Source organism: Paenibacillus sp. JT31N17 (assembly GCF_056269255.1).
The window spans coordinates 1-11,530 of sequence record NZ_JBWDNP010000017.1; the positions used below are offsets into that span (position 1 = coordinate 1).

An 11,530-nucleotide genomic window follows, 5' to 3' on the forward strand; every position below is an offset into this window, starting at 1 on the left:
GCGGATTTTTGAGGTAGCGCAGCTTGGCAATCATGATCAGATTTTCCCGTCCGGTCAACATTTCGTCCACGGCGGCAAATTGCCCGGTCAGACTGATTGCCTGCCGCACATTCTCGGGTTTTGCCGCAACATCGAATCCGTTTACGGTCGCGGTTCCGCTGTCTGGCTTGAGCAGCGTGGTGAGGATTTTGACAACCGTGGTCTTGCCCGCCCCGTTGGAGCCGAGCAGGGCGAAAATACAGCCCTTTTCCACCTCGAAATCGACGCCCTTTAAGACCTGAAGCTGCTTGTAGGATTTTTGCAGTCCTTTAACTTGAATGGATGTGGTTGGCATATGTTCCCCTCCTTATCGAACGGTAACCTTGGACAAATCGGCATCCATGCCTTTAAGGGCGGCATAGGTCAGCTTATCCATGACTGCCCCGTCAAAGCAGACGGTTTTGATAACACGGTAATATCTTTTAGACCAGGAAGACGTCGGAAACGACACGTTCTTGAGTGTCGCGCCCTTAAACGAAACGTCGTTCAGTGCCGACTTGTCAAACTTGACGCCGATAAAGGTTTGCCCGTCAAATCGCAGCCCGCCCAGATCGGAAGTTTTGAACTCCACGCCGTCAAAGATACAGTTTTCAAAGATGGTTTTTTTAAGGTCCGTCGAAGAGAACGTGACGTCAGTCAGTTTTACACCTGTGAATGCGGCTCCGTCCAGTCCCAACGAGCTGAAGTTCGTGCGTACAAGGATCGATTGATCGAAGCTTGCATTCGTCAGGTCAAGGGCGGATAGGCTGCAGTCCGTCAGATTCGCGCCGTCGAAATTGGCTTCACGCACGTCGCTGCCCTTAAACGAGCTGCCTCTCAAGTCTGCGCCCGCAAAGTCGGATCCGTGCAGCGCGCTGCCTTTAAACTCTCCTTTATGGGCGGTCACGCCTGCAAAGTCGCTTTTCGCCAGGTTGCTTCCGTTAAAGTTGGTCACCACCTGCCGCTCCAGCGAGCGGGAGAGGTTAGCGACTTCCAGTACCGTTTGCTCAATGTCGCCGATGCTTTCAATGGTCATTTCAAAAGCGGTTTCATCATCCTTGCCCTCGGCTTTGAGCTCCCGGAACCGCTCCTGCAAATCGGAGAGCAGGTCCGTCTTTAATTCGGTGACGCTTTTTACCTCATCGTAGGGTGCAAACACGCCGTTCAAATAGTTCGTCAATTTCTCATTCATTATATCCAGTCTCCTTTATAATAAGTTTTCTAGCACGCGCTTCGCGTATTCCCAGTTGCTTTTGTTGCGATTGTAAGCAGCCTTGCCCTTGTCGGTAATCCGAAAATATTTACGGCGTCCACCCTGGGATTCATCGCCCCAATACCACTCGATATCACCGTCCACCTCCAGCCGCTTGACGCTGGAGTACATCGTGGCTTCCTTTAATTCATACTCGCCGCCTGAACGCTCGGCAATCAATTTGACAATCTCGTACCGTAGCGGTCCGCTTCGGATAAGAGCCGTAAAATCATCGTATCGGTATGCCCGCGCAGCAGGTCGGATGTAATTTTGTTCTCGCTCATTTCATCACCCCGCATTTGTATAGTACGACATATTACTATGAGTGTCAAGGTAATATTTTAAATTAGGTACTCGGCTTGAAAAGTAAGGATTCCACATAAGTCATGCCTAATATGTAGAACCCTTTATTTTATTTGATATTTCTTTAAGTTTAGGTCTTGATAATTCTCAGTCTAATGGTTATTACTTTAACAGAAAGGCAAAAAATTAACCGTAATTTAACCAAGCTTGAGCTATCATGATCAAATTGAAATGCGGGGGATGATGGAACTGAAAGTATTGGTTGTCGAGGATGACTTATCGATGCAAAAAGCAATCTGCACGGGGCTGAGAAAATTCGGATACGCGGTCGATGCCGCACCGGACGGAGAAAAAGCCCTGCAGCTCGTCCAGGTCAATGAATACGATGCGATCGTGCTTGATTTGAATCTGCCGAAATTAGATGGCATTGATGTTCTGACGGTAATTCGTAAGAACAACCAGGAAATCAAGGTGCTCATCCTGTCCGCGCGTTCCGAGGTGGAGGACAAGATCGCGGGGCTCGACACCGGCGCCAACGATTATATGGCGAAGCCGTTTCACTTCAAGGAGCTTGAAGCGAGGCTTCGCGCGTTGCTTCGCCGAAAATTCATCCTGACGGATACGCGAATCGCACATGGAGATTTACAAATCGATACCGCGTTAAAGCAGGTATATGTTCGAAATCAGTTGATTGACTTAACCAAAAAAGAATACGGCATCCTTGAGTATCTGATGATGCACAAGGATAAAATCGTAGGCGCGGAAGAGATAATTGAACACGTGTGGGACAGTCAAACCGATTTATTTTCCAATTCCTTCAAGGTACACATCAATTCGCTCAAGAAGAAGCTTGCCGTCCACCTTGAGAAACAGGAAATCGTCAAAAACGCAAGAGGGCTCGGCTATTTCATCGTGGAGGTGCAGTATGGCCCGGTTTAACCATCTTCCGCTGCGGCTGCGGCTGACCCTATTAATGGCGTTGATATTGATTATTGCTTCCATCGTGCTGATGATGACTTCGATCTATGCCGCACGAAAGATTTATAACGCTGACTTTCCCAAATACAAAGTAAATGCATCGGAGTTTATACAGAGATCTCCGGTTGCACGGCCATTCGCATTGCCAAAAAAAGCAGTGATAGAGAGGAATAACGACTTTACAGCCGTCGGCATTATTAGCGCTGTAATGGTCATTGTTATAGGAAGCGGCTTAACCTATCTGATTGCGGGAAGAGCCTTGAAGCCTGTAACGGATTTAAGCAAGGAGATCGGGGAAATCGACGAAAACAACTTGTTCCGGCAGGTCGGGGTGCCTTCGTCCAATGACGAGGTTTCCAAGCTGAGCCGGTCCTTTAACCGGATGATCCATAAATTGGAGAAAGTGTTTGTTGCGCACAAAAATTTCTCGGCCAATGCCGCGCATGAACTCAAAACGCCGCTCGCCGCCATGATCGCAAACATCGAGGTGCTGCAGCTTGACGATCATCCTACGGTCGACGAATATAAGGAAACGCTTGAGGACACGCTTAAAAACGCCCAGCGTCTCAGCGGTTTGGTAAATGACCTGCTGAAGCTGAACGCCGGACAGAATATCGCGGAAAGCGAGAGAATCGAAGCTAAGGACATGTTCGGCAATATTATTGACGAGCTCCTGCAGCCTATTCAAAGTAAAAATCTTCGCATCGAAAACCGTACCGCCGACGTGCTGCTGCACGGCGATAAGCCTCTCTTGTACAGAGCTTTTTACAATATGATTCATAACGCAGTCAAATATAACAAGCCTAATGGAGTCATTATTATCGCTGCGGCGGATAACGCGGTCAACACCCAAATTACGATCCTTGATACGGGGATCGGCATACCGGAGGATCAGCTCGATAAAATTTTCGATCCGTTCTACTGCGTAGACAAATCGCGCTCGAGAGAGCTTGGAGGCAGTGGCTTGGGGCTTTCCATCGTGAGGATGGTCATCGAAAAGCACGGAGGTGAAATCCAGGTGCACAGCGTGGCCGATGTGTCCACGGCTATCGTAATCCGGCTGCCGAAGCCTCAAAATAAAGCGGACCGCTGATTTTCTCGGCGGGCTGTCTTCTTAACCCTGAGTTAACCTTCCTTGAATTATAGTGAGAGCATACTTTATTTCACAGGAGGGGTACAAAAGAAAAATGGTAAAAAAAAGTTCGATTCTGCTAATGCTTATCGTATTTGCAATAGGAATCTGGACAGGCTTTGCACAATTGCGGCCGCCATCACCGCCATCTGAATCCAATGCCGATTATTTGGCTTATCAACGAATGCTTGCCCATTTGCAAGCCATGACAGTCGCACCGCATCCATCCGGTTCCAAGGAGCTTGACGAAGTACGGACCTATCTATTGGCGCAAATCCGCGATATGGGGCTGGAAGCGACTGTCGATCCGGAAATATATACATCCGCGGATATGGAAGCCGAACGTCTCGCCCAAGACGGCCCGCCGATGGGAGAACGAAGCATGCGTAAGACACCGCCTTCAGGTGCTTTAGAAGGTGACAATCATAAAAGAGCCTCTTCAGAAAAGGACGGATTGGTTTTAAGCAACATATGGGTCAAACTGGATGCGCCCGGCACGGATCGCGGCATATTGATGCTCGCCCATTACGACAGCGAGGTCAACTCCCCCGGCACGGCTGACGATATGGTTTCCGTAAGCGCAATGCTTGAAGCATTGCGCGAGCAATCGAGTAGGCCCGATTTGAAAAACGATCTCTATGTTTTGTTTACGGATGGGGAGGAAGAAAGCGCGCTAGGCGCGAAAGCATTTGTGAAGTCGCATCCCGAGCTTCAAAGCAAGATCGATCTTGTCCTTAACTTCGATGCGCGCGGGAATCGCGGCGGACTGCTCATGTTTGAAACGTCTGCGTCCAACTATGATTTGTTGCGGCATTTTCAATCGGCGAGTTCACGCCCCCTGGCTTTTTCGTTCACAACCGGGTTGTACCGCAAAATGCCGAACGGCACCGATTTGACCCGTTTCCTGGAGGCGGGATATCCGGGACTTAATTTTGCCGTGGCGGAGGGCGTAGAGCATTACCATCAGCCGTCGGACACCTTTGAGAATTTGCATCGCGGAACGGCTTATAACTTTCTGCAGACCGCCTTGGAAATGGCCGACTATAGCGGGCAAGCGCAATTCCAGGACAGCGGCTCTAACCGGGATAGCGTGTTTTTCACACTGCTGACCGGCAATCTCGTGGTCATGAGCGACATTGCTGCCTATATCCTGTCGGTATGTGCGGCGTTGGCTTCATTAGCTTGGCTGATTATTCAGATTCGGCTTGGCAAGGTTACGCTTCTCCAAATCGCCGGCGGCACGGGCTGGCTGCTCGGTACGATGGTCGCGATGGGCTTGCTGAGCTGGGGGATCGTCTCATTATTAACCCAAACGATGCGGCTCGGCGAATCAACAAACAATGATGCGGTTTATCTTTGCATAGCCTTGGCGCATGGCTTGGGCGCTCTCGCAATATGGTTCTTCCGGATGCAAAAACGATCGCTTGCCGAAGGGATCGCAAGTGTGCTGCCGATTCAAGTGCTGCTGATCGTCGGGACAACGGTCTTGTTCTATGAAATCAGTTACCTGTTTACGTTACCGACGCTGGTGATGTTGATTGTCGCAGTTTTGGATCGCTATCCGGTTGGCCGGATGATCGCATCGACTGTACTCGGCGCAGGAATATTGCTGCTGTATGTACCGGTATGCTGGCTGGTCTATGTGATGTTTATGCTGCCTGCTGCACCGGTGGTTGTCGCTTTGAGTGTCGTTCCGGTTTCTATTGTAGCCGTAATTTTTGCAGCGAAGTACAGACTATCCGCTGTGTTGTTGTCCCAAGAGAGAAAGGAAACTATCCCCCGTTAATGAATAGGATGATTTTGGGCATAATAACTCAGTTGTGATGCACTAAAACACCTGCAGCGGCAAGCCGTATAATAACCTTGACTTTGAAAATTATAAAAAGTATTATTACAAATAACTTGAATATTCTGAAAAAAGCTAAGAAGAGAAAGAGTACCCTGGTGATGTCTTTTGCAGAGAGCCCCGGTTGCTGAAAAGGGGTAAAGAATAACCTTGGGAATATGGTCTCGGAGCTGCGCATCGAAGCCTCATGTGGTTGTAGGTTGCGCCGGAACCCGCACCCGTTACTGTGCTAGGGTATAAACGCAAACGCGTCGTACTTGAAGAGGTTAATGCCGCAAGGCATTGATAAAATTGGGTGGAACCACGTGAGCACAGCTCTCGTCCCTTCGGGATGAGGGTTTTTTTGTTTGTCAAAAAAGGAGGAGTCTTAATGACAAATATTTTTATTGGCGGAGCATGGCCGTATGCGAACGGTTCATTGCATCTGGGACGGTTGGCAAGCTTACTGCCAGGAGATGTACTGGCACGTTATTTTCGTTCGAAGGGAGAAAACGTGCTGTATGTTTCGGGCAGCGACTGCCATGGCACACCGGTCGCCGTTCAGGCCATTCAAGAGGGTGTCTCCCCAGGAGATATTGCGGATCGATTTCACCAGGAGTTTGCCGAGTGCTTTAAGCAGCTGGGGTTCACTTATGATTTGTACACACGTACTGACCAGGTTTTTCACCATCAAGTGGTTCAAGAAATGTTCTTGCAACTATTGAAAAATGGATATTTATACAAAAAGACATTACAGCAGACTTATTGTGAAACCGACCAACGCTTCCTGCCGGATCGATACGTTGAGGGTACCTGCCCCGTTTGCGGGAACCGCGCCAGAGGTGATCAATGTGATTATTGTTCGACTTTGTTAGATCCTGCAGACCTGTCAGACAAGACTTGCAAGATTTGTGGGAACCCCCCTATTGAGCGCCCGACAGAGCATTATTACCTTGCGCTCTCACGGTTCCAGGCTGAATTGGGCAAGTATGCACAACAAGCTCAAGGATGGAAGGAAAATGCTGTACAGTTAACTGGACGATACTTAAAAGAAGGTCTTCAAGATCGTGCTGTAACCCGTGACTTGACTTGGGGTGTTGATGTTCCGGTTGACGGGTTCGAAGAAAAAAAAATCTACGTTTGGATCGAGGCGGTCAGCGGCTACTTATCGGCAAGCAAGCAGTGGGCTGCAGAGACAGGCGGCAGCTGGGAATCATTCTGGAAGGAAGGGAAGGAGAATATAACCGCTTATTATGTACATGGGAAAGATAATATACCTTTCCATACCGTGGTCTGGCCGGCACTGCTCCTTGGAGTAGGGGGTCTCCATTTGCCGGATCGGATTATATCATGTGAGTACATGACCCTGGAAGGGAAAAAGTTTTCGACAAGCAGTAATTGGGCGGTATGGGTACCGGATATCATGCGTCGCTATCAACCAGATTCCATTCGTTATTTTTTGATCGCAAACGGTCCGGAGAACCGGGATACTGATTTTTCCTGGAGGGAGTTCATCCACAGCCATAACGGGGAATTGCTTGGCGCATTTGGAAACCTTGTTAATCGTACATTGGCTTTTATCGACAAGTCCTTTGAAGGACGCGTTCCAGAAGGTAATCTTAATGAAGAATGGAAGAATATAATGGAGGAGTTGTATCTTGAGTCCGGGGCCTTAATCGAAGAAGGCCGTCTAAAGGAAGCCATTGATCTGATTTTTACTTGCGTTCGCCGGGCAAACAAATTCTTTGATGAACAAAAGCCATGGGCACAGATTAAGGAAAACCGGAAAGCGTGTGGTTATACACTGAATATATGCGTGCAAATTATAGTGAATCTGTCCAATCTGCTGCACCCGTTCATTCCCTTCTCTTGTGAAGAAATAAGAAAGTTCCTGACACTGGAACAACCGGTTTGGAGACTGACATCAATTCCAGCCAACCGAAAAATCCAAAACCTGAAGTTATTGTTCCAGCGTATTGACGTTAGTCAGATTGAAGAAGAAACAAGTTTATTGGAAAAACAAAAATGGTAATTGTCACCCACCCGAAAAGAAGAGCTTTGCGGCCGCGCTCCAATAAATCGCCCTGTCCTTCCATCAAGGACAAGGCGATTATTTGGTGCCGAATGGCTTTCTACCATGTCAGCCACGGAGAATCCGCTTCTCCCTTCCTCTCTTCTTCCCTACGGGAAGTGAGCCTTAGCCTGCACTATTCAACATCAGTCTCGGGATCCCATTGATCCCGCATATCAACCAGATGCAGCTTCATCAGCTCCCTGGCCTGCTGGGGATTGTGCTGCACGATCGCCTGCGCGATCAGGTAATGGTAGGACGAGGCTTTCTCATGCATGCCGGGAATCCGCATCGTATGGCGCCGGCTGTCCAGCAGCACATCCCCGACCATATGAATCATATTGATCAGAATTTCATTACGCGAAGCTTTGGCAATGAGATCATGGAACTCAATATCCTCCTTGAGAAAAGGCTTGCCGGCCTTCACCTTGCGCTGCATCGCTTCGGCGCTTTTCAAGATGGCATCCCTGTCCTCCGGAGCGGCTTTCTCTGCCGCAAGAGCTGCGAGCTCCGGTTCGATAACCAGACGCGCTTCCGTCAGCTGCATCCACGAGGCCCGTTCCATCGCCGCCAGATAGCGGTTCGGATTGCCGGGAATCTGCCCGCTGATGAAGGTTCCTCTTCCCTGTTCGACGGTCAGAATCTTCTGCTTGCCGAGTATCCGCACCGCCTCGCGGACAGAGGAAATCCCCACCTGAAGTTCCTCCGAAATATCCTCCAATGTGGGAATGCGCTCGCCCGGCTTCCATATTCCCTCTTCAATCCGCCGTTTAATCTCGTCATATACCACTTCATAAATCAGCTTCTTCTTCATGATTCACGCTCTTTCATGGCTTCATCTCGTTCAATCCGTTCATAAATACCATACCGTTCAAATAGCGCCGCGCAAGCGAATGGAAGCAGGACGTATGCACGGAGATCAGCGCGACATGGAGCGCATTTTGCAAGGCTTCCTTCTGTGCATCGGTGAAAGGCTCCTTGCGGGATACGAATTCCCGGGAGAGTTCATGGATCATTTGGTCCCATTTGTACACCATATCGTTCCGCCCGCCTTCATATGTCCGGTAACGCTCGTCCAGCTCCTCGAACAGCTCGGCATAAGCGGCATAGAAATCCAACGGAGCAATCAGATGCGGATTATGTTCATTATCCCCCTGAACAGGGAACACAATCTCGAACAGCTTGCGGATCGCTTCGTAATCCAGGGCAGATCTCAAATCCTCGATAATAAAAAACAGGGAAGCCTGCTGCAGGGAGTATTTCTTCCCCTCCTCAGCCAAACCAATAAAGTCCTTAAAATCCCGCTTCACCCAGTTCTGTACCGATGTGACGGAAAAATGGGTGTACTCAATTTGCGATCCCAGGGATACGATATCATGAAGAGACAGAGCCGGGTTCATATCCGACTTGATCATCCGCTCGATTACGGGAGGAAGCGTTGTGGAGACGAAAGCCGTCATGGAGATCCCCTGGGCCTTCTCCCTCTGATAATGGGCAATCCATGTCTCCTGTAGAATAGTCAGCGGCGAACGCGCAGATTGTTTATTTATAGAAAGAAGAAGCTCAGCCATCTCCTTGCGGGTAAAAGATAATGTTTCCATACTAACACCTCAACCATTCGAATCGTTCTTCTAAAGCTCATCATAAAACTCGCGTACGGTTGTGTCAAAGTGAATTAATGGAGGAATGACCCTTGTTATATGACAATCCCGGAGGTTATCTGACCCATATCAGCAGATATGAGCCATTCATGACTTTGTAGTTTGTACGGAAACCCTGTAAAATAAGTTCATAAGAACTACTAATATGAATTGTTCAAAACGAAGGAAGGTTGTTATGGCTCTGAATTTCTTGTTGATCGCTTTATTGATTATTCTCACCGCATTCTTCGTGGCTACCGAATTCGCGATCATTAAGCTGCGCGGAAGCCGGGTCGATCAGATGGTGCTTGAGGGTAAGAAGAACGCTCTTGCCGTGCAAAAAGTAACAAGCCACCTGGACGCCTACCTGTCCGCCTGTCAGCTCGGGATTACCATTACCGCTCTGGGTCTTGGATGGCTCGGCGAGCCTACTGTGGAGGAGCTGCTCCATCCCTTTTTCGATCGTCTGGCTATCGGAGACGGCCTCAGCCACGTATTCTCCATGATTATTGCGCTTGCGGTTATGACCTATCTGCATGTCGTTATCGGCGAACTTGCGCCCAAGACACTCGCGATTCAAAAAGCGGAGCAGATCACGGTTATCGTGGCGCCGCTTATCATTTTTTTCCATAAAATCATGTATCCTTTCATTTGGCTGCTGAACGGCTCAGCTAACGGATTGGTCCGCTTATTCGGCATGAAGCCGGCCAGTGAGCATGAAGAAGCCCATTCGGAAGAAGAAATCCGCATCATTCTCTCGGACAGCTATCAGAGCGGTAAAATCAACAAAGCGGAATTCGGTTATGTGAACCGGATTTTCGCCTTCGACGAGCTGCTGGCCCGGGAAATTATGATACCGCGCACCGACATGGTCTGCTTATATGCCAACAAGACGCTTTCCGAGAATCTCGCAATTATCAAGAAAGAACAATATACCCGTTTTCCCGTTGCCATGGACAATAAGGATCATATTATCGGAACCATCAACACCAAGCAGTTTTTCCTGAAATATGACAATAATCCATCCTTTGATTTCAGCACGCTGCTTCAACCCGTCATGTCGATTCCCGAGGTCATGCCCGTGGATACCCTGCTTAAGAAAATGCAAAAAGAGCGCGTCCATATCGCCATGCTGGTGGATGAATACGGAGGCACCTCGGGATTGATTACAATTGAAGATATCATTGAAGAGATCGTGGGCGAAATCCGCGATGAATTCGACAGCGACGAGAAGAAGGAAATTGAAACTCTGGGAGAGAACCGCTTCTTGGTAGAGGGTGTGGTGCTCATAACCGAGATCAACCAGCTGCTCGGAACCGATCTTGAGCATGACGATGTCGATTCCATTGGCGGCTGGTTGTACAGCAGGCAGCCGGAGCTCAAAGAGAATGTGGAGTGGCGTTTCGACGAGCTGAGCTTCATCATCCGGGAGAAGGTAAAGAACCGGATTATGAGAATCGAGATTCATCATCACCGGGCTTATCATCATCCAGAGCTTGTGGAAGAGGCCTCGCTTTAGAATCCCCTAGAGGATTGGAATAAACCAGCCCGTCCATCAATGATGGGCGGGCTGTTGAATTTCTGGCCATCCCTTACGAATTTCACCGGGAAGCATTGTCGACAGCTTGCTGCCATGGAACGAATAATAATCGTATCCGTTTTGCTTAACGGACTAACCGGATGCAGGAGTTACAGAAAGAAATTAATAAGTTCATAAATGAAAACCGCCATGTGTTTTTTCACATGGCGGTGCTTATAATTTCGCTATAACACTGGCGGGCTCCCTATTCATTGAAGGGTTCAAATGTTTTGACGACTTCATACATGCCCGGATCAAACGAAGCTATAGTTAATGCTTCCTGAAGATACGGAAGTGGTTTAGGGTCATTTCGCATAGCTTGGTAATCTTCCGCACTTCTCCATTGAGCATACATTGTAACCTTATTCCCATCTGTGCTTCGATGGAGACTGCAAGAAATAAATCCGGCAGCGTGTCGTACGGAGACTTCTGTTGCACGGGTAAGTAACTCGACCAGACGTTCCTGATTTTCGGGATCAACTGTGAACACATTGATCAGGGTAACAACGCGATTATTCATTGATATATGAGTCATAATTAACTCCTTTATTAATATTTTCGTAAACGTATGCTCTGCTAATCTTTTGCTCCATGTCACCATTTTATACATTCTTGCTGCTGGAGCTGCGCCTTGTGATGAGTCTCCCTTCCAGATGGATGCCCGTTCGCTGTTTCAGGCAAGTCTTAGTTTGAATCCGAAAAGCCCAATTAACAGCTGAATACGAACTGATT

Annotated in this window: 10 protein-coding genes, 1 pseudogene and 1 other annotated feature; of the genes and pseudogenes, 5 read left to right on the forward strand and 6 right to left on the reverse strand. The window is 48.6% G+C overall.

Annotated features, from left to right (window positions below):
- From AC0YOB_RS32155 to AC0YOB_RS32165, 3 genes and pseudogenes are all read right to left on the reverse strand, one after another.
- Positions 1-334: ATP-binding cassette domain-containing protein (locus AC0YOB_RS32155; protein WP_475796258.1), on the reverse strand; the 334-nt coding region annotated here is incomplete at its 3' end.
- Positions 335-346: 12 nt separating this feature from the next.
- Positions 347-1,210 (reverse strand): pentapeptide repeat-containing protein, encoded by an 864-nt coding sequence (locus tag AC0YOB_RS32160; RefSeq protein ID WP_475796259.1) that lies wholly within the window; start codon positions 1,208-1,210, stop codon positions 347-349.
- Positions 1,211-1,225: 15 nt separating this feature from the next.
- A pseudogene (locus AC0YOB_RS32165) lies at positions 1,226-1,554 on the reverse strand (PadR family transcriptional regulator).
- Positions 1,555-1,813: 259 nt separating this feature from the next.
- Between AC0YOB_RS32165 and AC0YOB_RS32170 the strand changes: the two are divergent.
- The 4 genes from AC0YOB_RS32170 (at position 1,814) to metG (ending at position 7,540) form a co-directional block, all read left to right on the forward strand.
- Positions 1,814-2,512, forward strand: a complete 699-nt coding sequence (locus tag AC0YOB_RS32170) for a response regulator transcription factor (protein ID WP_475796260.1) — start codon at positions 1,814-1,816, stop codon at positions 2,510-2,512.
- A complete protein-coding gene (locus AC0YOB_RS32175; protein WP_475796261.1) occupies positions 2,499-3,644 on the forward strand; it encodes a sensor histidine kinase in 1,146 nt (381 codons plus the stop codon). Before AC0YOB_RS32170 ends, AC0YOB_RS32175 begins: the two co-directional genes overlap by 14 nt.
- Positions 3,645-3,738: 94 nt before the next feature.
- The gene (locus tag AC0YOB_RS32180; protein ID WP_475796262.1) at positions 3,739-5,469 is read left to right on the forward strand and encodes a M20/M25/M40 family metallo-hydrolase; all 1,731 of its coding nucleotides are present in this window, start codon (positions 3,739-3,741) and stop codon (positions 5,467-5,469) included.
- A 128-nt stretch (positions 5,470-5,597) separates the two neighbouring features.
- Positions 5,598-5,858 (forward strand) — a binding site (T-box leader).
- 41 nt (positions 5,859-5,899) lie between these two features.
- Positions 5,900-7,540, forward strand: a complete 1,641-nt coding sequence (metG, locus tag AC0YOB_RS32185) for a methionine--tRNA ligase (protein WP_475796263.1) — start codon at positions 5,900-5,902, stop codon at positions 7,538-7,540.
- Between the two features lie 175 nt (positions 7,541-7,715).
- Here the strand turns inward: metG and AC0YOB_RS32190 are convergent, their stop codons facing one another.
- Together AC0YOB_RS32190 and AC0YOB_RS32195 are read right to left on the reverse strand one after the other, a co-directional pair.
- Positions 7,716-8,393 (reverse strand): FadR/GntR family transcriptional regulator, encoded by a 678-nt coding sequence (locus AC0YOB_RS32190; RefSeq protein WP_475796264.1) that lies wholly within the window; start codon positions 8,391-8,393, stop codon positions 7,716-7,718.
- A 13-nt stretch (positions 8,394-8,406) separates the two neighbouring features.
- A complete protein-coding gene (locus AC0YOB_RS32195) occupies positions 8,407-9,180 on the reverse strand; it encodes a DUF1836 domain-containing protein (protein WP_475796265.1) in 774 nt (257 codons plus the stop codon).
- Between the two features lie 235 nt (positions 9,181-9,415).
- On the opposite strand from AC0YOB_RS32195, the gene AC0YOB_RS32200 reads away from it, so the two are divergent.
- Positions 9,416-10,738 (forward strand): hemolysin family protein, encoded by a 1,323-nt coding sequence (locus AC0YOB_RS32200; RefSeq protein WP_475796266.1) that lies wholly within the window; start codon positions 9,416-9,418, stop codon positions 10,736-10,738.
- Positions 10,739-11,003: 265 nt separating this feature from the next.
- On the opposite strand, the gene AC0YOB_RS32205 is transcribed toward AC0YOB_RS32200, so the two are convergent.
- Complete coding sequence (locus AC0YOB_RS32205) at positions 11,004-11,333, reverse strand: antibiotic biosynthesis monooxygenase family protein (RefSeq protein ID WP_475796267.1); 330 nt, start codon at positions 11,331-11,333, stop codon at positions 11,004-11,006.
- Positions 11,334-11,530 lie beyond the last annotated feature (197 nt).

Excerpts from the sequence above, each read along its gene's own strand:
- AC0YOB_RS32195 (WP_475796265.1), bottom strand. The coding sequence starts at position 9,180 with ATGGAAACATTATCTTTTACCCGCAAGGAGATGGCTGAGCTTCTTCTT.
- AC0YOB_RS32200 (WP_475796266.1), top strand. The coding sequence starts at position 9,416 with ATGGCTCTGAATTTCTTGTTGATCGCTTTATTGATTATTCTCACCGCA.
- AC0YOB_RS32160 (WP_475796259.1), bottom strand. The coding sequence starts at position 1,210 with ATGAATGAGAAATTGACGAACTATTTGAACGGCGTGTTTGCACCCTAC.
- metG (WP_475796263.1), top strand. The coding sequence starts at position 5,900 with ATGACAAATATTTTTATTGGCGGAGCATGGCCGTATGCGAACGGTTCA.
- AC0YOB_RS32180 (WP_475796262.1), top strand. The coding sequence starts at position 3,739 with ATGGTAAAAAAAAGTTCGATTCTGCTAATGCTTATCGTATTTGCAATA.
- AC0YOB_RS32190 (WP_475796264.1), bottom strand. The coding sequence starts at position 8,393 with ATGAAGAAGAAGCTGATTTATGAAGTGGTATATGACGAGATTAAACGG.
- AC0YOB_RS32205 (WP_475796267.1), bottom strand. The coding sequence starts at position 11,333 with ATGACTCATATATCAATGAATAATCGCGTTGTTACCCTGATCAATGTG.
- AC0YOB_RS32170 (WP_475796260.1), top strand. The coding sequence starts at position 1,814 with ATGATGGAACTGAAAGTATTGGTTGTCGAGGATGACTTATCGATGCAA.
- AC0YOB_RS32175 (WP_475796261.1), top strand. The coding sequence starts at position 2,499 with ATGGCCCGGTTTAACCATCTTCCGCTGCGGCTGCGGCTGACCCTATTA.